The following is a 25,470-nucleotide window of genomic DNA, read 5'->3' on the forward strand; positions in this document are numbered from 1 at the left end:
CGACCCGCGTTGTAAAACTGTCACCGTAGCAAGAATGGGAACATCATGAAAAATGCAGTAAAAATGTGGGTGTATGGGTTGTTGATGGGTGCCATGGGCTTGGGCTTTGTCGCGCCAGCCATGGCCGATGACCTGCCTGCCAACGAATTCGTTGAAAAATTCAGCAACGAGGTGTTGACTGAGATCAAGGCGCGCAAGAAGGAATTGGTGGCTGATCCAGCCAAGCTGGACGCGCTGATTGACCAAAAGGTGATGCCCAATGTCAATTTCCGAAAAATGACCCAACTGGTGGTGGGCGCACCCTGGCGAGCCGCTACCCCAGCGCAGCGCGATGCCATTGTGGAGCAGTTCAAAATTCTGCTGACCAAAACCTATGCGGGGGCGTTGTCCCAGGTGGGTGATCAAACGCTGAAAGTCGACAAGCTGCGTGCCCGTCCGGAGGACACCGATGTGGTGGTCAATAGCCAGGTGTTGCGCAAGGATGGTCCGCCGGTGGACCTGGCCTACCGCGTTGAGAAGAAAGATGGCAAGTGGAAAATTTATGACCTGAGCGTGTTGGGCCTGTGGTTGGTGGATTCCTACAAAGCCCAGTTCCAGCCCATCATCAACCAGTCGGGTGTGGATGGTTTGATTTCCAGCCTGAAGGCCAAAAACAGTCAGGGTTGAGATGAAAATTTCTGCAGAAGCCATCACTGTGCGCAATGGTGAGCAAGTGATTGCTGAGGTCACCAAGGCAGTGGCCGGTGGCGATCGCGTGCTGGACTTCTCGAATGTCCAGCACATTGATTCCACCGCCCTGGCGGTGGTGTTGGCCGCACAGCGTGTTGCGGCCCGGCACGCGTCCCAAACCGACAAAACACTCCAACTTCAACACACGCCAACCCAACTGCAAAGTTTGGTGGCAGCCTACGGGGTACAATCGCTGTTCCTGTGAATCTGTCGCGCCCCCACGGGCGCGCAAGGCTGTGTCCGTCCCATCATGTCTCTTGCATTAGAGCTCAGCTCGGTATCCAAATATTTTGGCCAGTTCCGTTCGCTTCACGAGGTATCGCTCACCGTGGAGCAGGGCGAGTTTTTTGCGTTACTGGGTCCCAACGGTGCTGGAAAAACCACGCTGATCAACATCATCGCCGGTTTGAGCAAACCCTCGGCTGGCACCGCAAAGGTGATGGGGTTTGATGTACAAACCCGGTTCCGTGATGCTCGTCGAAGCATCGGCATCGTGCCGCAAGAACTGGTGTTTGACCCGTTTTTCTCGGTTCGGGAAACCTTGCGGTTTCAGTCCGGCTATTTCGGCTTGCCCAACAACGACGACTGGATTGACGAGCTGCTGAGCTCACTTGGCCTGGCCGACAAGGCGGACAACAACATGCGGACGCTGTCTGGCGGGATGAAGCGGCGGGTGATGGTGGCGCAAGCGCTGGTTCACAAACCCCCTGTGATTGTGCTGGATGAACCCACCGCCGGCGTGGATGTGGAGTTGCGCCAAACCCTCTGGAAATTCATCTCGGGTTTGAATGCCAAAGGCCACACCATTTTGCTGACCACGCATTACCTTGAAGAAGCCGAAACATTGTGCAACCGCATCGCCATGCTCAAAAAAGGCGAAATCCTGACGGTGGACACCACACCGAATTTGCTCAACAAACACGCCAGTCAAACCCTGGCACTTCACATCAATGGCGTATTGCCCGCCAGTCTTGAAAAACGGGTGCTGAAAAGCAGTGTGGTGGACGGCCGTTATACCCTGGCGCTGTCCCGGCCAGCCGAGATTGAGGACATTCTGGCGGCTTGCCGAAAAGACCACCTGGATGTGCTGGAATGTGCAATTGAAAAGCCCGACCTGGAAGAGGTGTTTGTGCAGTTGATGAGTGGTGGTGCCCAATGACCGGCTGGAAAACCCTGTTCAAAAAAGAGGTGTTGCGCTTCTGGAAGGTCAGCTTCCAGACCGTGTTGGCACCGGTGGTGACCGCGCTGTTGTACCTCATGATTTTCAGCCACGTACTGGACGGCAAGGTAGAACCCTACCCCGGCGTGGGGTATGCGGCATTTCTGGTGCCTGGTCTGGTCATGATGTCGGTCTTGCAAAATGCCTTCGCAAATTCTTCATCCAGCCTCATTCAATCCAAAATCACCGGCAACCTGGTGTTTGTGTTGTTGCCCCCGTTGTCCCACTTTGAGTTTTTCAGTGCCTATGTATTGGCCTCCATGGTGCGTGGCGTGGCGGTCGGTTTGGGTGTGCTGGCGGTCACGGTGGCGTTTGTAGGCCTGCACATGGCTCACCCTGGCTGGATTTTGGTTCATGCCGTGGTTGGCTCTGCCTTGTTGGGCACCATGGGTGTCATTGCCGGTATTTGGGCGGAAAAATTTGACCAACTGGCCGCTTTCCAGAACTTCATCATCATGCCAGCCACGTTTTTGTCAGGTGTGTTCTATTCCATTCATTCCCTGCCGGGCGTGTGGCAAACCGTGTCGCATTTCAACCCATTTTTCTACTTGATTGATGGCTTCCGGTATGGATTTTTTGGGGTCAGTGACGTGAGTCCCTGGTTCAGTTTGGGTGTTGGCTTGGTTGCCTGGGCAATTTTGACCACGATTGCGCTGCGCATGGTCATCTCCGGCTACAAATTGAGGGGATAATAATGCCGTTGAATCAATCAGATAGGAATTGCCATGTTGTTGCCTGAAACGGTGCGCGGTTACATCGCGCAAGGTCTGGACTGCGATCACCTGGAAGTCAGCGGTGATGGCCAGCACTTCGAAGCCGTGATTGTGGCCAAAGCATTTGAGGGCCTGCGCGCTGTGCAGCGACATCAGAAGGTTTACGCAGTGCTGGGAGACCGGATGCGTGAAGAAATCCACGCCCTGTCCATGAAAACGCTGACGCCCGCTGAGTGGGCGCAGAACGCTTAAAACAACACGTACACGAAAGGACAACCCCTTCCATGGATTCGTTTCTGATCAAGGGCGGAAAACCCTTGCACGGCGAAGTGGCCATTTCTGGCGCCAAAAACGCTGCACTGCCCATTCTTTGTGCCAGCTTGCTGACGGCCGAGCCAGTGCAGGTGCACAACGTGCCGCGCCTGCGCGACATCAACACCTGCCTGCGATTGCTGGGCTCACTGGGTGTGCAGTGTTTCTGGCACGGTGAAAATAGCCTGGCGTTGCGTGCTGAAGAAATTACAGAACCGGTGGCCAGTTACGACTTGGTGAAAACCATGCGCGCCAGCATCCTGGTGCTGGGCCCATTGCTTGCCCGGTTTGGCGAGGCCTCGGTCAGCTTGCCTGGTGGTTGTGCCATTGGCCAGCGCCCGGTGGACCAGCACATCAAAGGCTTGCAGGCCATGGGTGCCGAAATCCACATCGAAAAGGGCTACATCCACGCCAAGGCCAAGCGCCTCAAAGGCGCACGGATTGTGACCGATATGGTCACCGTGACCGGCACCGAAAACCTCATGATGGCTGCGGCGCTGGCCGAAGGCACCACCATCATCGAGAACGCAGCCCGTGAGCCTGAAGTGGTGGACCTGGGCAACATGCTGGTCAAAATGGGTGCGCAAATCGAGGGCATCGGCACTGACACACTCACCATTCACGGCGTGAAGCGCCTGAACGGTTGCACCCACACCGTGATGCCCGACCGCATTGAGGCCGGCACATTCCTGTGTGCCGTGGCCGCCTGCGGCGGTGACATCACCTTGCACAATGCCGATGCGCCCAGCATGGATGCCACGCTGGAGAAACTGCGGATCGCCGGTTTGCAAATTGATGTGGATGGCAACAGCATTCGCGCCATCATGGAGGGCCGCCCCAAAGCTGTGGGGGCGCGAACAGCCCCGTTCCCGGGATTTGCCACCGATATGCAGGCCCAATTGATGGCTGTTAACTGTGTGGCTGACGGCACGTCCATCATCAACGAGACCATTTTCGAAAACCGCTTCATGCATGTGCAGGAACTGGTCCGTCTGGGCGCCAACATTGAAATTGAGGGCCACACTGCTGTCGTGAAAGGTGTTCCGAAGCTGGAAGGGGCGCAGGTGATGGCCACGGATCTGCGTGCATCGGCTGGCTTGGTGATCGCCGGATTGGTGGCGGCCGACGAAACCCGCATCGACCGGATTTATCACCTCGACCGAGGCTATGACAGAATGGAAGAGAAACTGCGCAAACTGGGCGCTGATGTGAAGCGAGTGGCGGAATGATTACGCTGGCATTGTCCAAAGGCCGAATTTTTGAAGAAACCATGCCCCTGCTGGAGAAGGCGGGCATTGTGCCGACCGAGGATCCAGAAAAGTCCAGAAAACTGATCATCGGCACCAATAAGCCGGATGTCCGCATCATCATTGTGCGTGCCACCGATGTGCCCACCTACGTGCAACATGGCGCGGCAGACCTGGGTGTGGCCGGCAAAGATGTCTTGATTGAGCATTCAGGCGCCGGTTTGTACCAGCCCATGGACTTGAACATCGCCAAATGTCGATTGTGCGTGGCCGCCCCGGAAGGCTTTGATTACCAGAGCGCCGTGAAGCAAGGTGCCCGCTTGCGAATAGCCACCAAGTATGTCAACAGTGCGCGTGAGCATTTTGCCAACCGTGGCGTGCATGTTGACCTCATCAAGCTGTACGGTTCCATGGAACTGGCGCCGCTGGTGGGTTTGGCCGATGCCATCGTGGATTTGGTCTCGACCGGTTCAACCCTGCGCGCCAACAAGCTGGTGGAGGTCGAAGAAATTTGTGATATTTCGTCGCGTTTGGTGGTGAACCGTGCGGCGTTGAAAATGAAAGTTGAGCACTTGCAACCCATTTTGGACGTGTTTGCGCAGGCCGTCAGTGGACCGTCAAGCGTTTAAAGCACACTGTTGTGAAGTCGTGGTAGTACCCAGTAGCACCCTGAACAGGAATTGAATGATGTCCTCCCAAATTCGCCGTTTGTCCACCTCAGACGCCAACTTTGCCGAGCAGTTTCGGGCACTGCTCGCCTATGAAGAACAGCGCGATCCCCATGTGGAAGGGGCTGTGGCTGACATTGTTCAGGCGGTTCGAACCCGTGGCGATGCTGCGTTGCTGGAGTTCACCGAACAATTTGACCGTGTGAAAGCGGATTCGGCCGCGGCGCTTGAAATTCCTGCGACTGAACTGAAACAGGCTTTTGATACGCTGGATACAGCCCAAAAGGATGCTTTGAAGGTTGCCGCCCAGCGGGTGCGTGCCTTCCACGAGCGGCAGGTTGCAGAAAGCTGGGAATTCACCGAAGCCGATGGCACACGCTTGGGGCAGCGGGTAACACCGCTGGACCGTGCTGGCCTGTATGTGCCGGGTGGCAAGGCTGCTTATCCGTCGTCGGTGCTCATGAATGCAGTGCCCGCCAAGGTGGCGGGTGTGAAGGAAGTCATAATGGTGGTGCCCACGCCCAGCGGTGTGAAAAACCAGATGGTATTGGCCGCCGCCCACTTGGCGGGTGTAGACCGAGTGTTCACCATTGGTGGTGCGCAGGCGGTTGCCGCGCTGGCCTACGGCACGCAAACCGTGCCGCGCGTTGACAAAATTGTCGGGCCAGGCAACGCCTACGTGGCCGAGGCCAAGCGACGCGTGTTTGGTGCCGTGGGCATCGACATGATTGCCGGACCATCGGAGATTTTGGTGATCTGCGATGGCAGTACCAACCCCGACTGGATTGCGATGGACTTGTTCAGTCAGGCTGAGCACGATGAAATGGCACAGTCGATCTTGCTGTCGCCCAACAAGGAATTTCTGGACCACGTGCAGGCCAGCATCAAACGGCTCATGGACACCATGCCAAGGGCCACCGTGATTGCCACATCCCTGAAAAACAGGGGTGCGCTGATTCACGTGGCCAGCATGGATGAAGCCTGCGAACTGAGCAACCAGATTGCCCCTGAGCATTTGGAATTGTCGGTTGAAGACCCTGATGCTTGGGTGGGCAAATTGCGCCATGCCGGTGCCATCTTCATGGGCCCGTACAGCAGTGAATCCTTGGGCGATTACTGCGCTGGGCCAAACCACGTGTTGCCCACTGCAGGCACCGCCCGTTTCAGTTCGCCGTTGGGCGTGTACGACTTTCAAAAACGCAGCAGCATCATTTTCGCCAGTCGGGAAGGCGCCAGCACACTGGGTGAAGTGGCTGCCGAATTGGCCTATGGTGAAGGCTTGCCCGCCCATGCCCGCTCTGCGGAGTATCGCGTCGGCCCCAAATTTAAGAAAGTCAACTGAAGGCGCAACCCATGAGCCTGATGCAAAAAACAGTTCGCACCGATGTGCAAGCCACGCAAGCCTATGTGGTGGCCCCGGCGCAGGGCATGGTCAAACTGGACGCCATGGAAAACCCCCAGGGCATGCCCGCTGCATTGCAGGACGCCTTGGCTGAAGCACTGAAGACGGTTGCACTGAACCGCTACCCGGAACCCAAAGCGGCGGCACTGGAAGCCGCTTTGCGGGCGCATTCCGATATTCCAAAGGCAGCGCAGGTGTTGTTTGGTAATGGTTCGGATGAGCTGATTGATCTCATTATTCGGGCTTGTTGCATGCCTGGCGACGTGGTGATGTCGCCCGTGCCCACCTTTGTGATGTATGCGGTGTACAGCCAGTGGAGCCACGCCCAATTCGTGGGTGTGGACCTCAATCCCGATTTCACGCTCAATATGCCCGCCTTGTTGAAAGCCATGTCGACCCACCAACCCAAGGTGGTGTTTTTGGCTTACCCCAACAACCCCACCGGCGTGGCCTTGCGCGAAGCCGAAATTGTTCAGGTGGTGAAGGCCGCACCAGGCTTGGTGGTGGTGGACGAGGCCTATGAAGCCTTTGCCGATGCATCCTTTATGTCCCGGGTACTGGAGTTTCCCAACGTGCTGGTGCTGCGCACCTTCTCCAAACTGGGCTTGGCGGGTGTTCGGCTGGGTTACGCAGTGGCCAGCAGTGCCTGGGCCGAGCAAATTGACAAAGTGCGCCCCCCTTACAATGTGAATGTGCTCACCCGCACCGCAGTGGAGTTTGCCTTGACTCACTTTGAGGCCTTTGAGGCCCAGGCGGCCCAATTGAAGGCCAACCGGGAAACGTTGCGCGAAGCGCTCCAAAGCCTGCGAAATCCGCAGTTAGTCGTGGAAGTGTTTGATTCTTGCGCCAATTTCTTGCTGTTCAGGCTGCCAAATGCATGGGAAGTCTTTGAAGGCCTGAAAAAGAAAGGTATCTTGATCAAGTACGTGGGCAAGGCGCACCCCCTGTTGGCAGACTGCCTGCGGGTCACCGTGAGCACTGACCACGAAAACCAGCAATTTCTGGATGCACTGAAACAAACCCTGGCCGAACTGGCCCAATAGGCGGCCCAATAAGCCGCAGAACCCAAATTATCATGAGAACCGCCGAAGTCACGCGCAATACCCTGGAAACCCAAATCACCGTCAAGATCAACCTCGACGGCACGGGTGAGAAGCACCTCGACACGGGCGTGCCATTTCTCGACCACATGCTGGACCAAATTGCGCGCCATGGCCTGTTCGATCTGCACATCGTAGCCAAGGGCGACCTCCACATTGATGCCCACCACACCGTTGAAGACACGGGCATCACCTTGGGCATGGCCTTTGCCAAAGCGCTGGGGGATAAAAAAGGAATCGTCCGTTACGGCCACAGCTATGTGCCCTTGGATGAGGCTTTGTCGCGTGTTGTGATTGATTTGTCGGGCCGTCCAGGTCTGCACATGGATGTCGATTTCACACGCGCGGCCATTGGCCAGTACGATGTGGACCTCACCTTCGAGTTTTTCCAGGGTTTTGTGAACCATGCGCTGGCCACGCTCCATATCGACAACCTGAAAGGCAAAAATGCCCACCACCAGTGCGAGACCATCTTCAAAGCCTTCGGTCGTGCCTTGCGCATGGCAGTTGCGCATGATGAACGCCAACAGGGCATGATCCCCAGCACCAAGGGCGCGCTGTGACCACTTTGCGAACTGTGGCCGTGGTGGACTACGGCATGGGTAACTTGCGTTCTGTGGCGCAGGCACTTCAGCATGTCAAATTGGAGAGCCAGGAGATTTGCATCACCAGCGAGCCGTCGGTGATTGATGCTGCCGACCGTGTGGTGTTGCCCGGTCAGGGTGCCATGCCCGATTGCATGCGCGCCATCCGCGACAGTGGGGTTCTGGAAGCGGTGTATCGCGCCGCAACCAACAAACCCCTGTTTGGCGTGTGCGTGGGCGAGCAAATGATGCTGGAGCGCAGCCACGAGGGGCCTGCCGATAGCCTTGGTCTTTTCAAGGGCGAAGTCATCCGTTTTGACCCCACCAAAACCACGCAGCAGGGCCTCAAAGTGCCGCACATGGGCTGGAACCGGGTGTACCGCGCCAAACCCCATGCGTTGTGGGACGGTATTGACGATGGTGCCTGGTTCTATTTCGTCCACAGCTACCACGCACAGCCCGCCAATCACGCAGATGTTGCAGCGGAGTCAGACTATGGCTTGCGCTTTACCTGTGCGATCGCACGGGATAACATCTTTGCAACACAGTTTCACCCCGAGAAGAGTGCACACGACGGCTTGCGCCTGTATGCCAACTTTTTGCGCTGGAACCCCTGAAACCCGGACAACGACCGTTTTCTGACCACTCGAACAACACTACAGACAGTCTCATGTTACTCATTCCAGCAATCGACCTGAAAGACGGTCAATGTGTGCGCCTGAAGCAAGGCAATATGGATGACCCCACCATTTTTTCGGCAGATCCAGTCGAAATGGCCATGAAATGGGTCAATGCCGGTGCCCGGCGCCTTCACTTGGTTGACCTGAACGGTGCGGTCGCTGGCAAGCCGGTGAACGAGGCGGTCATCATTGACATCCTGGATGCAGTGGGTGGACAGATTCCTGTTCAACTGGGCGGTGGCATTCGCGACCTGGACACCATTGAGCGGTACCTCGACGATGGTTTGAGCTATGTGATCATTGGCACGGCAGCCGTGAAAAACCCCGGCTTCCTGCACGATGCCTGTGGCGCATTTCCGGGGCAGATTATCGTGGGGCTTGACGCCAAAGACGGCAAAGTAGCCACCGATGGCTGGAGCAAGATTTCCGGTCACGATGTGGTTGATTTGGCCCAGAAATACGAGAACTACGGCGTGGAAGCCATCATTTACACCGACATTGGACGCGACGGTATGTTGGGCGGCGTGAACATTGAAGCCACGGTGCGCTTGGCCAATGCACTCACCATTCCGGTGATTGCGTCGGGTGGTGTGACTAACCTCGACGATGTTCGCCAACTGTGTGGCGTTGAGCACGAAGGCATCATGGGCGCCATTTGTGGCCGTTCCATCTATGAAGGCACGCTGGACTTTGCCAAGGGCCAAGCCCTGGCCGATGAGCTGAACGGAAAATCCTACTGATGTTGGCCAGCCGCATCATTCCCTGTCTGGACGTGACGGCAGGTCGCGTGGTGAAAGGGGTGAACTTCGTTGAACTGCGGGATGCCGGAGACCCGGTGGAAATTGCACGTCGTTACGATGAGCAAGGCGCCGATGAACTCACCTTTCTGGACATCACGGCCAGCAGCGACCAGCGCGACATCATTTTGCATGTGATCGAGTCGGTGGCCTCGCAGGTGTTTATCCCGCTCACCGTGGGTGGTGGTGTTCGGAAAGTGGAAGATGTGCGTCGCCTGTTGAATGCAGGTGCCGACAAAATCAGCATCAACACGTCGGCGGTGGTTAATCCCGATTTGGTGAGCGATGCAACGGCCAAATATGGGTCTCAGTGCATCGTCGTTGCCATCGACGCCAAAGAAAAGTCCAATGGTGAGCCTGGCTGGGAGGTGTATACCCACGGTGGTCGCAACCCCACCGGGTTGGATGCAGTGGAGTGGGCTCGCAACATGCAGGCCCGTGGCGCCGGTGAAATTCTGCTGACCAGCATGGACCGGGATGGAACCAAGATTGGTTTTAATTTGGGCCTAACCCGTGCTGTGGCTGATGCGGTAGACATTCCCGTGATTGCCTCTGGCGGTGTGGGTAACCTCGACCATTTGGTCGACGGCGTGTTGGACGGGCATGCCAGTGCTGTGTTGGCCGCCAGCATTTTTCACTACGGCGAATACACGGTACAGCAAGCCAAAGCCCACATGGCCAAGGCGGGTATCACGGTTCGCTTGTAAGGTATCGGCATGAGCAAGGATGTGGTGATCACCGACAACTGGCTGGACAGCGTCGCCTTTGATGACCAAGGATTGGTCACTGTGGTGGCGCAGGATTACCTGAGCAAACGCGTGCTCATGGTGGCCTGGATGAATCGCCAGGCTCTGGAGATCACTGCCAAGACCCGCTTTGCAACGTATTTTTCACGTTCACGCAATAAACTCTGGCACAAAGGTGAGGAAAGCGGAAACCAGCAAAAAGTGCACGACATTCGCCTGGACTGTGATGGCGATGTGATTGTTTTGCTGGTGGAGCAAGTGGGTGGCATTGCCTGCCACACTGGCCGTGAAAGTTGCTTTTACTATGCCTTGGAAACCAATGCCCAAGGCCAACCTGCTTGGGTTGCCCAGGACCCTGTGTTGAAAGACCCGGCCGAGATGTATCGGCCATCCAAGTGAACCGCATGACAAATACACCCAATTCCACCGACTTGCTCGCCCGGCTTACCGAGGTTCTGGAGGAGCGCAAACAGGCTGATCCCGAACAGTCGTATGTTGCCAAGCTTCACAAAAAAGGGCAGGACGCCATTCTGAAGAAAATTGGCGAAGAGGCCTGTGAATTGGTGATGGCCTCCAAAGACCAGGACAAAACCAAAGTGGTCTATGAAACGGCAGACCTCTGGTTTCACAGCCTGGTGGCCTTGTCATGGCACGGCTTGACAGCCGCCGATGTGCTGGCTGAGCTGGACCGCCGGATGGGGTTGTCCGGTTTGGCTGAAAAGGCCAGTCGCAAAGAACAATGAGGGGAATGACACTGTGAGCAACTGCATATTCTGCAAAATCGTGGCAGGGGAAATCCCTAGCAGAAAAGTGTACGAGGATGAGGATATCCTCGCGTTTCACGACATCAATCCGGCGGCGCCTGTGCATTTTCTGATCATCCCGAAAAAGCACATTCCCACACTGGCCGATGCCACACCGGAAGACATCCCGGTGCTGGGCAAAATCATGGCCATGGCAGGCAAGCTGGCCCAGCAAGAAGGGTGTGCGGACGGTTTTCGCACCATCGTGAACACAGGTCGGGTGGGCTGTCAGGAGGTGTATCATTTGCATGTGCATATCCTGGGTGGCACACAGCCTTTGGGCCCCATGCTGATGAAACATTCGTGATCTGGTCAAGTCCAATTCAGATCAAACTTTCCAAACAAGCGTATTCGATTGAGGAGTAAACCATGGGTTCTTTCAGTATTTGGCACTGGCTGATTGTGCTGGTCATCGTCATGCTGGTGTTTGGCACCAAGAAACTGCGCAACATTGGGTCAGACCTGGGTGGTGCTGTGAAAGGCTTCAAGGAAGGCATGCGCGAAGGCACGGCCGAAGCCAATGAGTCGGCCAAAATTGCCGATGCATCGGCCAACAAAGCCAACACCATTGATGTTGAAGCCAAAGAAAAACACTAAAACAATTCTGAACAGCAGTTCATTCCCATCCGGCAGCGCGCACCATGTTTGACATTGGTTTTTCTGAATTGATTGTGATTGCCGTGGTGGCACTGGTCGTGATTGGGCCGGAGAAACTGCCCAAAGTGGCCCGAACCGTGGGCCACCTGCTGGGCAGGGCGCAGCGCTATGTCAACGACGTCAAAAGCGAGATCAACCGCGAGATGGAGCTGGATGAACTGCGCAAGCTGCAGGCAGAAATGCAGGATGCGGCCCGGAAGGTGGAGACCGATGTTCAAACCACCCTGCGGGATGCAGAAAGCCAGGTGAACCAGACCGTGAAAAACATCGAGGACGACGTGGCTGAGCTGGAAAAAGCCCCCGCAGTGCAGGACGGCCCTCACAAGCCCACACCATGAACCAACAAGAGAATTTCATCAGCCACCTGGTTGAACTGCGGGACCGCCTGCTGCGCTCCATCATTGGATTCGCCATCGTGTTTGTGGCACTCATGATGTACCCGGGCGCGGCCCACATCTTTGATTTGCTTGCACAACCCATTCAGTCGGCGTTGCCCCAAGGCACCAAGATGATTGCCACTGGCGTGATCACGCCGTTCATGGTGCCCATCAAACTGACTGCCATGGTGGCATTTGTCATGTCGTTGCCGTGGACGCTGTATCAAATCTGGGCTTTTGTTGCGCCGGGTTTGTACCAGCATGAAAAGCGCATGGCCTTGCCCATCATTGTGTCCAGCACCATTTTGTTTTTGAGTGGCATCGCGTTTTGCCATTTCATCGTGTTTGGCAAAGTGTTTGCCTTCATCAATGAATTCGCGCCGTCCAGCATTACGCCCGCACCGGACATTGAAGCCTACATGAGCTTTGTGCTGACCATGTTCATGGCTTTTGGTGTGACGTTCGAAGTGCCGATTGTGGTGGTGGTGCTGGTTTATCTGGGTGTGGTCACGGTCGAAAAACTGGTCGATATTCGCGGCTATGTGATCGTGGCAGCGTTCATCATTGCGGCCGTGGTTACCCCGCCAGACGTGATGTCGCAGTTGTTCCTCGCTGTGCCCATTTGCTTGTTGTACGAGTTGGGTATTTTGGCTGCCCGCATGGTGGGCCGAAAGCGGCAGGAAATTCTGGAATAAGGTTGATATTCCAGCAGGTTGCTTGCCTCCTCGCGACACCGGTAGCCGTGCCCGTCTATAGCCCCCAGCAACACCGGCAGCCCGTGCCGAACGCCCCCCGAAAGTAAAGGTTGCCCCGCGCATTCTGAACCGGACCGAGAACTCGCGCCTGTGGCGCTCAGACATCTCGGTCCGTGTGTTCGAATGCTGTGCGGGTCAAGCCGATCGGGTGGCTGACTGTTCGGCGCCGGGCATACCGGTATTGCTGGGGGGCAAAAAGACTCGGTGCAATTTGGTGGCACCGTCTCTGCGGCCTGCGCGGTTCACCTCCCCTGCAGCGACATTCAGGACAATCTGCAAAACCGTGACAAGCAGGCGCGGTGGGCCAAGCTCAACGAGCTGGCCCAGAGGTCGATTCCCGACCGTGTTTTTTGGAGGGTCGACCTCAGCGATCGCGAGGCTCAGGTTTTGAACCACAGATTGGCCGTCGCCAAGGGCGAGGTAAAGCGCAGTGCCGCAACTCAAGCTGGGGGTGCGTGCAGTTCCGCACCGCGCCGCAACTCGTTCACTTCTTCAGCAAGTCCCCCGGCTTTGGTCGAACACCAATTTCAATGGTGAGCGACACCGGTTTTCCTTCACGCAGCAGGCGAATCACCCGCTTTTGTCCGGGTTCGGATGAGGCAATCAGGTTCAGCATTTGTGTGGTGTCCTTGATGGCTTGTTTGTCGATGGCCAAGAGGATGTCGCCCACTTTCAAGCCGGCTTTGTCAGCGGGGCCATCTTTGACGATACCAGCGATGATGACGCCATCCTGTTGAGGCAAGTTGAATGCTTTGGACAGTTCTTCCGTGATGTTTTGTTGCTCCACGCCGATGTAGCCGCGGGTGACCGAACCGTTGCGCACAATTTGGTTCAGCACGCTCTGAACTGTCTTTGCGGGAATGGCAAATCCGATGCCCAGTGAGCCACCACTGCGGCTGTAGATGGCGGTGTTAATGCCCAGCAGATTGCCCTGCGTGTCGACCAATGCGCCGCCGGAGTTGCCCGGGTTGATGGCGGCATCTGTCTGGATGAAGTTTTCGAATGTGTTGATGCCCACATGGTTTCGGCCCAAGGCGCTGATGATGCCCATGGTGACCGTTTGACCCACGCCAAATGGATTGCCCATGGCCAGCACCACATCGCCAACCTGCGCCTGTTCTTCTTGAGCAAACTGAACCACTGGCAATTTGTTCAACACAATTTTCAGGACAGCCAGGTCGGTTTCAGGGTCTGTTCCCACCAGCACAGCCGACGCTTTGCGTCCATCATTCAAACTCACTTCAATGGTGTCGGCGTCTTCAACCACGTGCTGGTTGGTCACGATGTAACCCTCTGCACTCACGATGACACCGGAGCCCAGGCTGGATGCGGTGTCGTCCTCGGCTGGATTGTCTTCAGGGTCGTCGCCAAAAAATTTCCGGATTTCCGGATCCTCAAAAAACGGGTGCTTGGGGGCGGCGCCCATTTTTTTGGAGGTGAAGATGTTGACGACGGCGGGCATCGCTGCCTCGACGGCCTTGCGATACCCTTCACCCGGGCCGCTGTTGGACAACTGGTGCGCATTGCGGTGCATCAGGATTGAAACCCAGTCGGGGCGGAAGGTCTCGAGCATGAAATACAATGCCAGAAGGACGGCCAGCGCCTGACTGAAGGTGAGCCAGAGTTTTTTGATCATGATGGGTAGGGCAACGCGTGCAGCAAACAGTCGATCGTGAAGTGTTGGAACGGGACTTGGCCGAATTTCTCGACATCGCCCGCACGCCAGATTATTGCCCAAACGGCCTTCAGGTGGAAGGAAACCGCAACATCCAGCGCATCGTGGCGGGCGTAACAGCTTCACGCGCTCTGATTGAACTGGCCATTCAGGAGGGGGCGCAGGCCATTCTGGTTCACCATGGCCTGATGTGGAAAGGCGACCCGCAAGTGATTCGTGGATTCCGGAAAGAGCGGCTGGAACTGGCGCTGTCAGCGGGTTTGAATGTATTTGCCTACCATCTGCCCCTGGACAAACACCCCGAGGTGGGCAACAACATTCAGCTTGGGCGCATGCTGGGTTGGCCCAGTGAGCGTACTGTGGGTGACAAGGGTTTGGTGCATGTCGGCACTTTGCAACAACCCCAGCGCTTGGGCGACGTGGCGGCGGTTGTGGAGGCCGCCTTGGGCCGACAGCCGGACATTCAGGGTGCCAATGACCCAGACCGCCTCATTCGGACCGTGGCTTGGTGCACAGGTGGTGCTCCGGGTTATGTGGAGGACGCCGCATTGGCCGGCGCCGACCTTTACCTGACCGGAGAACTCTCGGAGCCGGCTGTTCACGTGGCGCGGGAAACCGGTGTCAGCCTTATCGGGGCGGGTCACCACGCCACTGAGCGTTGCGGTGTGCAAGCCCTGGGTGCGTGGATTGCCCAGCGGTATGGTGTGTCGGTTGTTTTCCACGACCTCTTTGTAACTGTGTGATTAAATTCCTTTGTGGCTCAAGGGCTTGCTGTCCGACCCATGGGGGCTATCCGAATTCTGGCGATTTGTCCTGAAAAAGTGTTCTAGTTTCGAAACTGCTGAGTTACAATCATCGGTTGCATGGGCTGGCCTTGGGCTTTCCCAGAGCCGGTTCGGTTCAAGGCCGACCGGCCATGGTTCACCGGGTTAATACGGTTTTTTCTTTCGGGGTTATTTTGATGAGCAACAATCAACCTGTAGACAAAGAGCGCCGCGTGTGGATGATCGCGTGTGGCGCCGCAGGCGGTGTGGCAGCTGTAGCAACTGGCGGCGCATTCCTGAGCACCCTGGCCCCTTCCGAGCGTGCCAAGGCCGCCGGGGCGCCCGTGGAACTCGACATTGCCGGCATGAAGCCTGGCGAAATGAAAACCGTGGAGTGGCGTGGCAAGCCTGTTTGGGTGATCCGCCGCGACAACAAAATGATTGAGGACCTCAAGTCCAACGACACCAAGTTGGCCGACCCCAAGTCCGAGCGCAAGCCTGGCGAACTGACGCCCGAATACGCTCGCAACGAATACCGCTCCATCAAGCCGGAATACCTGGTGGCCGTGGGTATTTGTTCGCACCTGGGTTGCTCGCCATCGGCCAAGTTTGATGCGGGCCCCCAGCCCAGTTTGCCCGATGACTGGAAAGGTGGTTTCCTGTGCCCCTGCCATGGTTCCACATTCGACCTGGCTGGCCGTGTGTTCGCCAACAAGCCTGCACCCGACAATCTGGAAGTGCCCCCACACAAGTACCTGTCCGACACCAAGATTTTGATTGGTGTGGACGACAACCACACCGCCTAACGCCAGCGCGGAGGAGTCAAGATGGCTGCAGACAAAAAAGTGGAAACCACCGGCATCATGGGCTGGATTGATCAGCGCTTCCCGCTGAGCTCAACCTACAAAGCCCACCTGTCGGAATACTACGCCCCGAAAAACTTCAATTTCTGGTATTTCTTCGGTTCGCTGGCCCTGCTGGTGTTGGTCATTCAGATCGTCACTGGTATTTTCCTGGTCATGCACTACAAGCCTGATGCATCCAAGGCTTTCCAGTCGGTTGAGTACATCATGCGTGATGTGCCCTGGGGTTGGTTGGTGCGCTATATGCATTCCACCGGTGCTTCCATGTTCTTCGTGGTGGTCTACCTGCACATGATGCGGGGCCTGCTCTATGGCTCCTATCGCAAGCCCCGCGAACTGATCTGGATTTTTGGTGTTGCGATTTTCCTGTGCCTCATGGCTGAAGCCTTCATGGGCTACCTGTTGCCTTGGGGGCAAATGAGCTACTGGGGCGCCCAGGTGATTGTCAACCTGTTCTCCGCCATTCCGGTGATCGGTCCTGACCTGGCCATCTGGATTCGGGGCGATTATGTGGTGTCTGATGCCACGTTGAACCGCTTTTTCTCCTTCCACGTGATTGCAGTGCCGCTGGTACTGCTGGGCCTGGTGGCAGCGCACTTGGTGGCGTTGCATGAAGTGGGGTCCAACAACCCCGACGGTGTGGAAATCAAGGAAAAGAAGGACGCCAACGGCATTCCGCTGGATGGTATTCCATTCCATCCGTATTACACCGTGCACGACATTTTGGGCGTGGGTGTGTTCCTGATGGTGTTCTCGGCCATTGTGTTCTTCGCGCCAGAGATGGGTGGTTACTTCCTGGAATACAACAACTTCATTCCAGCAGACCCCTTGAAAACACCACCGCACATTGCACCGGTTTGGTATTTCACGCCGTTCTACTCCATTCTGCGCGCCATCACATACCCGTTCCTCGGTGTGGATGCCAAGCTGTGGGGGGTGATCGCGATGGGCGCCGCGGTGGTGATCCTGTTCTTCCTGCCTTGGCTGGACAAGAGTCCCGTCAAGTCAATTCGCTACCGTCCAACAGGTCACAAGGTGTTTTACGGTGTATTTGTTGTGGCCTTCCTGATCCTGGGTTATCTGGGTGTTCAGCCACCGTCACCGGTGGGCGAAAAAGTGTCGCAGATTTGCACGCTGATTTATTTCGGTTTCTTCCTGGGCATGCCCTGGTGGAGCAAGATGGGCCAGTTCAAGCCTGTGCCTGACCGTGTGATCTTCGCAGCGCACTAAGCGGCACGAGATGAAAGGACATCAAACAATGAAAAAACTGATTGCTGTACTGGCCTTGGTCCCGTCGCTGGTGTTGGCGTCTGGCGGCGAGTTTCCGCTGGACAAGGCGCCAGACCTGACCAACGACAAGGCTGCGTTGCAAAGCGGCGCCAAGCTGTTTGCCAACTACTGTTTGAACTGCCATTCGGCCGAGAGCATGCGATATAACCGCCTGCACGACATCGGTCTGAATGATGAGCAAATCAAGCAAAACCTGCTGTTTGCCACGGACAAAGTGGGCGACACCATGACGGCTGCCATCGATCCGAAGGACGCCAAGAAGTGGTTTGGTGCGGCGCCCCCCGACTTGTCCGTGATTGCGCGTTCTCGTGCTTCCGGTGCCGGCAGCGGTGCGGATTACATCTACACCTACTTGCGCACATACTACAAAGACCCAAGCCGTCCAACCGGCTGGAACAACATGGCCTTCCCCAATGTGGGCATGCCCCATGTGTTGTGGCAGTTGCAGGGTGAGCGTGTGGCCAAGTTCGAGGAAGTGAAGGACCCGCACGACGAATCCAAGACGATTCACAAGTTTGTGGGTTTTGAGCAGGTGAAACCCGGTACAATGGCGCCAGCCGAGTACGACCGGGCCATTGCAGAGCTCACCAGTTTTCTGGTGTACATGGGCGAGCCCGCACGCCAAGACCGTTTCCGCTTGGGCGTGATTGTCCTGTTGTTCTTTGGTGTGTTCACCATCTTCGCTTGGCGCTTGAACGCCGCGTACTGGAAAGACATCAAATAAACGTCGGTATTGAATTGGATCCTGGGCTGGGGCGCGAAAGTCGCCCCGGCCATTTTTTGTTTGGGAAGACTACACCATGATGGTTCTTTACTCTGGAACAACCTGTCCGTTCTCGCAGCGCTGCCGCTTTGTGCTGCACGAAAAGGGCATGGATTTTGAGATCAAGGACATTGACCTGTTCAATCGCCCGGATGACATCAGTGTCATGAACCCCTATGGGCAGGTGCCGATTCTGGTTGAACGTGACCTCATTCTGTACGAGTCCAACATCATCAACGAATACATTGATGAGCGTTTTCCGCATCCCCAACTGATGCCAGCAGACCCGGTGATGCGAGCCCGCACCCGCCTATTCCTGTTCAACTTTGAGCGTGAACTGTTCCAGCACGTCAGCGTGATTGAAAAAGGCGGCAACCCCAAAGCCATGGAGAAAGCCAAGCTGGCCATTCGTGAGCAGCTGACCCAACTGGCGCCTGTGTTCCTCAAGAGCAAATACATGCTTGGCGAAGAGTTTTCCATGTTGGATGTGGCCCTGGCCCCATTGTTGTGGCGCTTGGAGCATTACGGCATTGAACTTCCGAAGTCTGCCGCTGCTCTCATGAAGTATGCGGAGCGCATTTTTGCCAAGCCGGCATTTATTGATGCGCTGACCCCCTCTGAAAAAGTGATGCGCCGATAAGCGGGGCGTCTGCGCCTGGAGTGTGAGTTGTGAGTGAAGTGTCCACCAAACCTTATTTGATTCGAGCCATCCACGAGTGGGCGGTCGACAACGGCTTTACGCCGTATTTGGCGGTGGCCGTCAATGAGCACACCCAGGTACCCCGTGAGTTTGTCAAAGCGGGTGAAATTGTGCTGAACGTGTCCCCCTTGGCCACCAACAAGCTGCGATTGGGCAACGAGTGGATCGAGTTTGAAGCCCGGTTTGGCGGCAAAGCCCGGGAAATCATGGTACCCATCGAGCAGGTGAGTGCCATTTATGCTCGTGAAAATGGGCATGGTATGGCTTTCGAAGTGCTCAAACCGCTGGCTGAGATCGAAGGGGATGGCAACGAGGCTGTTCAGTTTGTGCTGGATGATGAGCCCTCTGCGCAAGAGCCGACCATACCCACCAGCGCAGGGCCTCGGCCTGTTGAAGGCCCCTCCAGCGATTCCAAACCCATGGTGGTGGTGAAGTCCGATGGTCCAGATGAAAAAAATGCAAAAAAACCGGGTTCAAAGAGCAAAAGTCATTTGACTCGAGTAAAATAGCGCTTCTTCAAAGTGCCGCTTTAGCTCAGTTGGTAGAGCAACCGCCTTGTAAGCGGTAGGTCGTCAGTTCGAATCCGACAAGCGGCACCATCCTTTCTCTTCCCAAAGTTTCCCCGTTGTTTTGTAGAGCTGGAGCCCAGCGCATGGCCAAGCAGCCCGCATCCAAGAACAAACCGTCCCTTGACGACACGTTGGGCCTGCGCCCCGGCCAGTCCATCGAACTGCTGAAGGCCTTGCACATTGTCACGCGCGAGGGGGGCATCAACCAGGACAGCCGCCGAAAGCTCAAGCAGGTGTACCACCTGACCCAATTCATCGAACCGCACCTGCGGGAACTTCGAGCCGCGCAAGGTGGAAAAATTTCGCTCGTGGACCATGGGGCTGGCAAGTCCTATCTCGGTTTTATTTTGTATGACTTGGTCTTCAAGGCTGAGCCCGAAGGTGCCTGGGTGGCAGGTGTTGAAACCCGTGCCGAACTGGTGGAGAAGTCGAGCGCTTTGGCCCGTCAGCTGGGGTTTGAGCAGGGTATGCAGTTTGTGAACCTGCCGGTGGCCCAAAGCACGGATCACCCCGATTTGCCGGCCACGGTGGACGTGGTGACCGCATTGCACGCTTGCAACACCGCCACCGACGATGCCATCGCGTTTGGTTTGAAGAAAGAAGCCAAATTGATGGCCCTGGTGCCCTGTTGCCAGGCTGAGGTGGCGACCCATTTAAAAGCAGCGAAACAGGGTGGCTTGGGCAACAGCAGCTTGTTTGAATTGTGGCGGCACCCGTTGCACACACGTGAATTTGGCAGCCAGCTAACCAATGTGTTGCGTTGCCTGCAGTTGGAGGCACATGGCTACCAGGTTACGGTGACAGAGCTGGTGGGGTGGGAGCATTCCATGAAAAACGAGCTTATCCTGGCGCGCAAGCACCAGCGCAGCAACCCCAAAGCGGGTGCCCGTTTAACGCGATTGTTGGATGATCTGGGTTTGGCCGGTGATTCCGGTTTGCGTCAGCGGTTTTTTATACCGGACCACACGGGCCGCTGAGCAGACTCCAAGGCCGGTAAACCCAATAGCTCAATGGCGTGTTGGGCGGTGTGGGTGACCAATTCATCAATGGACCCCGGGCGCTGGTACAGCGCTGGCACCGGCGGCATCACAATGCCGCCCATTTCGGTCACGCTCACCATGTTGCGCAAATGGGCCAGGTTCAGTGGGGTTTCACGGGGCAGCAACACCAGCCGCCGGCGTTCTTTCAAGCACACATCGGCGGCTCGGCTGATCAGGTTGTCTGACAAGCCCGTGGCCACGCTGGCCAAGGTGTGCATGCTGCAAGGCGCAATGATCATGCCCTTGCTGGGGAATGAGCCGCTGGCAATGCAGTTGCCGACCGATTTGGGGCTGTGCACCACATCCGCTTTGGCTTCGATGGTTTCTTTGCTGAGGTCGCTTTCGCTGGCGATGGTGAGCCACCCCGACGACGACACCACCAAGTGAACCTCTGTGTCGCCCCGGGCACGCAACAAGTCCAGCACCTTGAGGCCATACAGGGCACCGCTGGCGCCCGTGATGGCCACGGTGATGGATTGTTGTTGGTGAGGCGCAGTCAAAGCGGCGTTTGCTCAGGCCTTTTGGCCTGCGTTGGCGTTGGCAATCAGTTGTTGCAACTCGCCGTTCTGGAACATCTCGGTCATGATGTCGCAACCACCAATGAATTCACCGTTGATGTAAAGCTGGGGAATGGTGGGCCAATTGGCATATTCCTTGATGCCTTGGCGAATTTCGGCATCGTCCAGCACATTCACGGTGGCCACATTCTGGGCTTCGCAGGCTTTCAGGATTTGAATGGCACGGCCCGAGAAACCGCACATCGGGAATTGGGCGGTGCCTTTCATGAACAGAACCACCGGGTGGCTGGTGACGGTTTGGTGAATGGTGTCGCGGATGCTCATGGGGCACTTCCTTTCAAGGCAAATGAATCAAACACTTTGAATTGTAATGGAAATGGGGGTGTTCCGCCGCAATTCAAGGCTGGCCAGAACGCCCCGGGGGTTGCCAGACAGGTCGGTAAACCCCGCCACGCTGACAAAAGGACCTTGCTGAAACAGTTGGACCACCGCGCCTTGCTGCCGGTAGCCATGTTCGACGATGACCGCGCCGCCTGCTGTCAAAAACGCGGGGCTCTCCTGGGCAATGGCCCGGTAAAAGCGAAGCCCGTCGCCATGGTCCGTGAGCGCGTCCGGTGGTTCATGGCGCAAATCACCCTGGTCCAGGTGGGGGTCGCCGGCTTCAATGTAGGGCGGGTTGCTGATGATGAGATCGAAGCGGGCATCGGGCTGGTGCGTTCGAACGGCATCCAGCAGGTCACCTTGAATGAACTGCACCGCAGGGGCTTGCAATCGCAGGGCATTGTCTTGGGCAACGGCCAGGGCCTCAACGGAAATGTCGCAGGCCAGTACGTCAATCCCGGTGCATTCCAGTGCCAGGGTGAGCGCAATCGCGCCACTGCCTGTGCCAATGTCCAGCACACGCAGGGTGCGATTGGGCTGTTGCGCCTGGCGTTGTTTAATCCAGGCAATCGCTTGGGTGACCACGTCTTCTGTGTCGGGGCGGGGAATGAGAACGGCCGGTGTGACCTTGAAAGGTCGAGCGTAGAATTCCTTTTCACCCAGCATGTAGGCGATGGGCTCACCAGCGTAGCGACGCTGAACCAGGCTCATGAAGTGAGCCTGATATTCCGGCTGAAGAACATCGCCACCTCGGCTGATGATCTGGGTGTTGGTAAGTCCGCACACGGTTTGCATCAGCAGACGCAGTTCCAGCATGGGCATGGCGGTTTCACGCCGTGCATGCTGCAGTGCCTCGTTGATGGTGCAGGGTGGGTTCAAGCCTTTATTCCTTGGCTGTGATTTCGGCCAGCAGTTCCGCCTCATGGAAGGCTGTCAAGCTGGCCATGAGTTCGCTCAGGTCGCCATCCATGATTTGGTCCAGTTTGTACAGGGTCAGGTTGATGCGGTGGTCCGTTAAGCGACCCTGTGGAAAGTTGTAAGTGCGGATGCGCTCTGACCGATCACCCGAGCCCACCAGGCTTTTTCGTTGTGAAGCTTCGGCTGCTTGCCGCTCCCGGTCCACTTTGTCTTGCAGGCGAGCCGATAATACTTTCATGGCTTTGTCTTTGTTGCGATGCTGGCTGCGCTCATCCTGGCATTCCACCACCAGGCCAGTTGGCAAGTGGGTAATGCGCACTGCGGAGTCGGTTTTGTTGATGTGTTGACCGCCTGCACCACTGGCGCGAAAGGTGTCGATGCGCAAGTCTGCGGTATTGATTTCAATTGCCTCTGCTTCGTCAGGCTCGGCCAGCACAGCCACGGTGCATGCGGAGGTGTGGATGCGGCCTTGTGACTCGGTGGCGGGCACCCGTTGCACCCGGTGCCCACCCGATTCAAATTTCATGGTTTTGTACACTTGGTTGCCCGCAAAGCGCACCACCACTTCCTTGTAGCCACCCAGTTCGCTGTCGCTGGCGCTCATCAATTCAATTTGCCAGCCTTGCCGTTCTGCATAGCGGGTGTACATCCGAAACAAGTCACCCGCAAACAGGGCTGACTCATCCCCGCCAGTGCCTGCCCGAATTTCCAGCAGGATGTTGCGGTGGTCGTTTGGATCTTTGGGCAGCAGCAGGCGCTGAAGGTCGCTTTCCAGTGCTGTCAATTGTGCTTCGTTGTGCGCAATTTCTTCGCGGGCCATGTCGCGCATGTCTGGGTCGGTCAACCATTGGCGGGCTGTGTCCAAATCGCTTTCAAGCCGCCGGTATTCGGCATAACGTTCGGTTGCAGGCAATAGTTCAGAGCGCTCCCGAGTGATGGCCTTGAACTGCGCCATGTCGTTGGCAGCGTGTTGGGACGACAAAAATTCATCGAGGTCGGCCAGGCGCTGCGTCAGGCGCTCCAGCCGCGACCGCATGCTGTCTTTCATCTAGGCGTTGGGGTGTTTGATTTGAAAAAGATCGGGTAGCCATTGCAGCAGTTGCTCACGCTCTGCCGGTGTGGCTTTGTGCAGCGCTTGCATCGGGCCATGCATGAATTTCGCGCTCATGCGGTGGGCCATCAGCTGCAGCACTTCTTCGGGTGTGGTGCCTTTGGCCAGCAGGCGTTGCGCATGCTCCAGCTCCAGTTGGGCAATGTCATCGGCACGTTGGTGCAACTGTTGAATGGCGGGCACCAGCGACCGCTCAGACATCCAGCGCATGAAGCCCTGCACTTGGGTTTCGATAATGGCCTCGGCCTGTTCAACGGCGGCTGCGCGGTGTTCACGGCCTTCCTGAACAATTTGGCTAAGGTCGTCCACGGTGTACAGGAATACATCATCCAGGCTTGCCACCTGTGCTTCGATGTCGCGGGGCACTGCCAGGTCCAGCATGAACATGGGGGCATGCTTGCGGCGTTTGCAGGCCTGTTGCACCATGCCAAGCCCGATCAGCGGCAAGGTGCTGGCTGTACACGACACCACGATGTCGGAGTTGGCGAGTTGCTCTGGGATTTGTCCAAGACCAATGACCTGGCCGCCATGGGTTTGGGCCAATTGTTGCGCACGTTCCGCGCTGCGGTTGGCAATGGTGATGGACTTGGGGTGTTGGGCCGCAAAGTGGGTGGCGCAGAGTTGAATCATCTCGCCCGCGCCGATAAACAGCACATTGCGTTTGGACAGGTCGCCAAAAATACGTTGGGCCAGCTTTACTGCGGCTGATGCCATGGACACTGAATGGGCGCCAATCTCGGTTTGAGAACGCACCTCTTTGGCGACCGAAAATGTTCGTTGAAACAGCTGGTGAAGCATTTGCCCCAGGGTGCCTGCTTCTTCTGCGGTGCGGGCAGCCTGTTTCATTTGACCCAAAATTTGGGCTTCACCCAGGACCATGGAATCGAGCCCACTGGCCACCCGGAAGGCATGCCGAACCACGTCCGAATGGGGCAGCACGTACAGGTGCGGGCGCAGTTCGTGGGGGGGGATGTTTTTGCTGGTCGACAGCCAGCTCAGCAAGTCGGCTTCCAGTTGTTGCCCGTCTGCCGCTGCACAGTACACTTCGGTGCGGTTGCAGGTGGAGAGGATGGCGGCTTCGGGTGCATGCACCCGCTGACGAATGGCTTGCAAGGCTTCGGCCAATTGTTCGGCCGGAAATGCCAAACGCTCCCGCAAAGCCAGCGGGGCAGATTGGTAATTCAGGCCAACAGCAAAAAGCTCCATGGTGCTCATAGCGCGGTACAACAGCCCATTATAGCCCGAGCCTCGCCTAGCACCGTCAAGCGCCTTGTTCCAGTTGCTTGCGGATTGCGTTGAAGTCCTTGGATTTCCCGTCGGCGTCCACTTGTTCCAATTTGTAACCAAAGCCATAGACCGGGGTTAACCGAAAACCGTCTTCCGGCTTGAGGGATAGCTTGGAGCGAACGCGTGAAATGTGGGTGTCCATGGTTCTGGAGGGCAGGTCGGTGTCGCGACCCCACACGGCCTCTTGAATGTGGCTGCGTGAGAGGGGCTTGCCGAGGTTGCGGAACAGCAGCAGCGCCAGGTCAAATTCTTTTTGCGTCATGACCACTCGGTTGGTGTGGCGCACGATGGTGCTGAATTTTGGGTGAAATTCCAAGCCGGCAATGTCAAACACCTCGGGCGCAGTCAGCTCTGGATAGGCGCGCCGCAGCAAGGCATTGACCCGGGCCACCAATTCGCCCCGGCGGATGGGTTTGATCATGTAGTCGTCGGCGCCGGCATTCAAGGCTTCGACAATGTTTTCTTCATCGGTTTTGGAGGTGATAAACAGCACGGGCACCTTGATGTGCATGGTCTCGCGGATCCATTGCATCACCTTGGGGCCGGAGTTGTCGGGCAGTACCCAGTCCAGCAGCACCAGATCGAAGCTGTCCCGATACAGGGCGGTCTGGAAAGTTTTGAAGGTGGCAAAGGTGTAGCACTTGTGATTGACCGACTCCAGGACCCATTTGAGCATTTCGCTTTGGGTGAGATCGTCTTCAAGGATGGCGATGCGCATGCGGGCTCCTGACGGCTGTTTCGCTAAATTGTTAAACCGATTTTATAAAAACTGGTAATAGTTTAATCGAAAGAACTGATTGCG

Annotated in this window: 33 protein-coding genes and 1 tRNA gene; 27 read left to right on the forward strand and 7 right to left on the reverse strand. The window is 56.6% G+C overall.

Annotation, left to right across the window (positions count from 1 at the left end; genetic code table 11):
• Positions 1-45 precede the first annotated feature (45 nt).
• The 19 genes from NQT62_RS13520 to tatC all read left to right on the forward strand — a co-directional run bounded on the left by NQT62_RS13520 (position 46) and on the right by tatC (position 12,729).
• On the forward strand, positions 46-666 hold the full coding sequence (locus NQT62_RS13520; protein ID WP_256765263.1) for an MlaC/ttg2D family ABC transporter substrate-binding protein: 621 nt from the start codon (positions 46-48) through the stop codon (positions 664-666).
• Position 667: 1 nt separating this feature from the next.
• Entirely contained in the window at positions 668-934 is a 267-nt protein-coding gene (locus tag NQT62_RS13525; protein ID WP_256765264.1) for an STAS domain-containing protein, read from the forward strand.
• A 45-nt stretch (positions 935-979) separates the two neighbouring features.
• Entirely contained in the window at positions 980-1,888 is a 909-nt protein-coding gene (locus NQT62_RS13530) for an ABC transporter ATP-binding protein (RefSeq protein ID WP_256765265.1), read from the forward strand.
• Complete coding sequence (locus tag NQT62_RS13535) at positions 1,885-2,640, forward strand: ABC transporter permease (RefSeq protein WP_256765266.1); 756 nt, start codon at positions 1,885-1,887, stop codon at positions 2,638-2,640. The genes NQT62_RS13530 and NQT62_RS13535 overlap by 4 nt, the downstream gene beginning before the upstream one ends.
• Positions 2,641-2,673: 33 nt before the next feature.
• The gene (locus NQT62_RS13540) at positions 2,674-2,913 is read left to right on the forward strand and encodes a BolA family protein (protein ID WP_256765267.1); all 240 of its coding nucleotides are present in this window, start codon (positions 2,674-2,676) and stop codon (positions 2,911-2,913) included.
• Positions 2,914-2,945: 32 nt separating this feature from the next.
• Positions 2,946-4,202 carry a UDP-N-acetylglucosamine 1-carboxyvinyltransferase gene (gene murA / locus NQT62_RS13545; RefSeq protein WP_256765268.1) on the forward strand — a complete coding sequence of 419 codons (1,257 nt, stop codon included), beginning with the start codon at positions 2,946-2,948 and terminating at the stop codon, positions 4,200-4,202.
• On the forward strand, positions 4,199-4,849 hold the full coding sequence (gene hisG / locus NQT62_RS13550) for an ATP phosphoribosyltransferase (RefSeq protein WP_256765270.1): 651 nt from the start codon (positions 4,199-4,201) through the stop codon (positions 4,847-4,849). Before murA ends, hisG begins: the two co-directional genes overlap by 4 nt.
• Before the next feature lie 58 nt (positions 4,850-4,907).
• A complete protein-coding gene (hisD, locus tag NQT62_RS13555; protein WP_256765421.1) occupies positions 4,908-6,230 on the forward strand; it encodes a histidinol dehydrogenase in 1,323 nt (440 codons plus the stop codon).
• Between the two features lie 11 nt (positions 6,231-6,241).
• The gene (gene hisC / locus NQT62_RS13560) at positions 6,242-7,333 is read left to right on the forward strand and encodes a histidinol-phosphate transaminase (RefSeq protein WP_256765271.1); all 1,092 of its coding nucleotides are present in this window, start codon (positions 6,242-6,244) and stop codon (positions 7,331-7,333) included.
• Between the two features lie 32 nt (positions 7,334-7,365).
• Positions 7,366-7,953 carry an imidazoleglycerol-phosphate dehydratase HisB gene (gene hisB / locus NQT62_RS13565; protein WP_256765272.1) on the forward strand — a complete coding sequence of 196 codons (588 nt, stop codon included), beginning with the start codon at positions 7,366-7,368 and terminating at the stop codon, positions 7,951-7,953.
• 5 nt (positions 7,954-7,958) lie between these two features.
• Positions 7,959-8,591 carry an imidazole glycerol phosphate synthase subunit HisH gene (gene hisH, locus NQT62_RS13570; RefSeq protein ID WP_256765422.1) on the forward strand — a complete coding sequence of 211 codons (633 nt, stop codon included), beginning with the start codon at positions 7,959-7,961 and terminating at the stop codon, positions 8,589-8,591.
• Between the two features lie 53 nt (positions 8,592-8,644).
• A complete protein-coding gene (gene hisA, locus NQT62_RS13575) occupies positions 8,645-9,394 on the forward strand; it encodes a 1-(5-phosphoribosyl)-5-[(5-phosphoribosylamino)methylideneamino]imidazole-4-carboxamide isomerase (RefSeq protein ID WP_256765273.1) in 750 nt (249 codons plus the stop codon).
• A complete protein-coding gene (hisF, locus tag NQT62_RS13580; protein ID WP_256765274.1) occupies positions 9,394-10,158 on the forward strand; it encodes an imidazole glycerol phosphate synthase subunit HisF in 765 nt (254 codons plus the stop codon). Before hisA ends, hisF begins: the two co-directional genes overlap by 1 nt.
• 9 nt (positions 10,159-10,167) lie before the next feature.
• Positions 10,168-10,596, forward strand: coding sequence for a phosphoribosyl-AMP cyclohydrolase (gene hisI / locus NQT62_RS13585; RefSeq protein ID WP_256765275.1), 429 nt, complete (start codon positions 10,168-10,170; stop codon positions 10,594-10,596).
• A gap of 5 nt (positions 10,597-10,601) precedes the next feature.
• Positions 10,602-10,940 carry a phosphoribosyl-ATP diphosphatase gene (locus NQT62_RS13590; protein ID WP_256765276.1) on the forward strand — a complete coding sequence of 113 codons (339 nt, stop codon included), beginning with the start codon at positions 10,602-10,604 and terminating at the stop codon, positions 10,938-10,940.
• A gap of 13 nt (positions 10,941-10,953) precedes the next feature.
• Positions 10,954-11,307, forward strand: coding sequence for a histidine triad nucleotide-binding protein (locus NQT62_RS13595; RefSeq protein WP_256765277.1), 354 nt, complete (start codon positions 10,954-10,956; stop codon positions 11,305-11,307).
• A gap of 62 nt (positions 11,308-11,369) precedes the next feature.
• A complete protein-coding gene (gene tatA, locus NQT62_RS13600; RefSeq protein WP_256765278.1) occupies positions 11,370-11,597 on the forward strand; it encodes a Sec-independent protein translocase subunit TatA in 228 nt (75 codons plus the stop codon).
• A 44-nt stretch (positions 11,598-11,641) separates the two neighbouring features.
• Complete coding sequence (tatB, locus tag NQT62_RS13605; protein WP_256765279.1) at positions 11,642-11,995, forward strand: Sec-independent protein translocase protein TatB; 354 nt, start codon at positions 11,642-11,644, stop codon at positions 11,993-11,995.
• On the forward strand, positions 11,992-12,729 hold the full coding sequence (gene tatC, locus NQT62_RS13610; RefSeq protein ID WP_256765280.1) for a twin-arginine translocase subunit TatC: 738 nt from the start codon (positions 11,992-11,994) through the stop codon (positions 12,727-12,729). Before tatB ends, tatC begins: the two co-directional genes overlap by 4 nt.
• A 544-nt stretch (positions 12,730-13,273) precedes the next feature.
• Here the strand turns inward: tatC and NQT62_RS13615 are convergent.
• On the reverse strand, positions 13,274-14,425 hold the full coding sequence (locus NQT62_RS13615; RefSeq protein WP_256765281.1) for a trypsin-like peptidase domain-containing protein: 1,152 nt from the start codon (positions 14,423-14,425) through the stop codon (positions 13,274-13,276).
• A 17-nt stretch (positions 14,426-14,442) separates the two neighbouring features.
• On the opposite strand from NQT62_RS13615, the gene NQT62_RS13620 reads away from it, so the two are divergent.
• The 8 genes from NQT62_RS13620 to NQT62_RS13655 all read left to right on the forward strand — a co-directional run bounded on the left by NQT62_RS13620 (position 14,443) and on the right by NQT62_RS13655 (position 20,390).
• Positions 14,443-15,207, forward strand: coding sequence for a Nif3-like dinuclear metal center hexameric protein (locus NQT62_RS13620; protein WP_256765282.1), 765 nt, complete (start codon positions 14,443-14,445; stop codon positions 15,205-15,207).
• Positions 15,208-15,425: 218 nt separating this feature from the next.
• Entirely contained in the window at positions 15,426-16,034 is a 609-nt protein-coding gene (gene petA, locus NQT62_RS13625; RefSeq protein ID WP_256765283.1) for a ubiquinol-cytochrome c reductase iron-sulfur subunit, read from the forward strand.
• Positions 16,035-16,055: 21 nt separating this feature from the next.
• The gene (locus NQT62_RS13630; RefSeq protein WP_256765284.1) at positions 16,056-17,321 is read left to right on the forward strand and encodes a cytochrome b; all 1,266 of its coding nucleotides are present in this window, start codon (positions 16,056-16,058) and stop codon (positions 17,319-17,321) included.
• A 28-nt stretch (positions 17,322-17,349) separates the two neighbouring features.
• A complete protein-coding gene (locus NQT62_RS13635) occupies positions 17,350-18,105 on the forward strand; it encodes a cytochrome c1 (protein ID WP_256765285.1) in 756 nt (251 codons plus the stop codon).
• Positions 18,106-18,181: 76 nt separating this feature from the next.
• On the forward strand, positions 18,182-18,784 hold the full coding sequence (locus NQT62_RS13640) for a glutathione S-transferase N-terminal domain-containing protein (RefSeq protein WP_256765286.1): 603 nt from the start codon (positions 18,182-18,184) through the stop codon (positions 18,782-18,784).
• A 29-nt stretch (positions 18,785-18,813) separates the two neighbouring features.
• Complete coding sequence (locus NQT62_RS13645; RefSeq protein ID WP_256765287.1) at positions 18,814-19,353, forward strand: ClpXP protease specificity-enhancing factor; 540 nt, start codon at positions 18,814-18,816, stop codon at positions 19,351-19,353.
• 14 nt (positions 19,354-19,367) lie between these two features.
• Positions 19,368-19,443: transfer RNA gene (locus tag NQT62_RS13650), tRNA-Thr, on the forward strand.
• A gap of 53 nt (positions 19,444-19,496) precedes the next feature.
• Positions 19,497-20,390 carry a methyltransferase gene (locus NQT62_RS13655; RefSeq protein ID WP_256765288.1) on the forward strand — a complete coding sequence of 298 codons (894 nt, stop codon included), beginning with the start codon at positions 19,497-19,499 and terminating at the stop codon, positions 20,388-20,390.
• On the opposite strand, the gene NQT62_RS13660 is transcribed toward NQT62_RS13655, so the two are convergent.
• From NQT62_RS13660 to NQT62_RS13685, 6 genes are read right to left on the reverse strand one after another with little or no spacing between them, the layout of a single operon-like run.
• Positions 20,354-20,953, reverse strand: coding sequence for a UbiX family flavin prenyltransferase (locus NQT62_RS13660; protein ID WP_256765289.1), 600 nt, complete (start codon positions 20,951-20,953; stop codon positions 20,354-20,356). The two genes, NQT62_RS13655 and NQT62_RS13660, sit on opposite strands and share 37 nt — an antisense overlap.
• A 12-nt stretch (positions 20,954-20,965) precedes the next feature.
• Positions 20,966-21,295, reverse strand: a complete 330-nt coding sequence (gene grxD / locus NQT62_RS13665) for a Grx4 family monothiol glutaredoxin (protein WP_256765290.1) — start codon at positions 21,293-21,295, stop codon at positions 20,966-20,968.
• Positions 21,296-21,322: 27 nt separating this feature from the next.
• A complete protein-coding gene (gene prmC, locus NQT62_RS13670) occupies positions 21,323-22,231 on the reverse strand; it encodes a peptide chain release factor N(5)-glutamine methyltransferase (RefSeq protein WP_256765291.1) in 909 nt (302 codons plus the stop codon).
• A gap of 4 nt (positions 22,232-22,235) precedes the next feature.
• Entirely contained in the window at positions 22,236-23,318 is a 1,083-nt protein-coding gene (gene prfA / locus NQT62_RS13675) for a peptide chain release factor 1 (RefSeq protein ID WP_256765292.1), read from the reverse strand.
• Entirely contained in the window at positions 23,319-24,596 is a 1,278-nt protein-coding gene (gene hemA / locus NQT62_RS13680; protein ID WP_256765293.1) for a glutamyl-tRNA reductase, read from the reverse strand.
• A 46-nt stretch (positions 24,597-24,642) separates the two neighbouring features.
• Positions 24,643-25,386: a response regulator transcription factor gene (locus NQT62_RS13685; protein WP_256765294.1), complete on the reverse strand. Its 744-nt coding sequence runs from the start codon at positions 25,384-25,386 to the stop codon at positions 24,643-24,645.
• Between the last annotated feature and the right edge of the window lie 84 nt (positions 25,387-25,470).

It is taken from the genome of Limnobacter humi (assembly GCF_024518835.1).
Classification (GTDB): Bacteria; Pseudomonadota; Gammaproteobacteria; order Burkholderiales; family Burkholderiaceae_B; genus Limnobacter; species Limnobacter humi.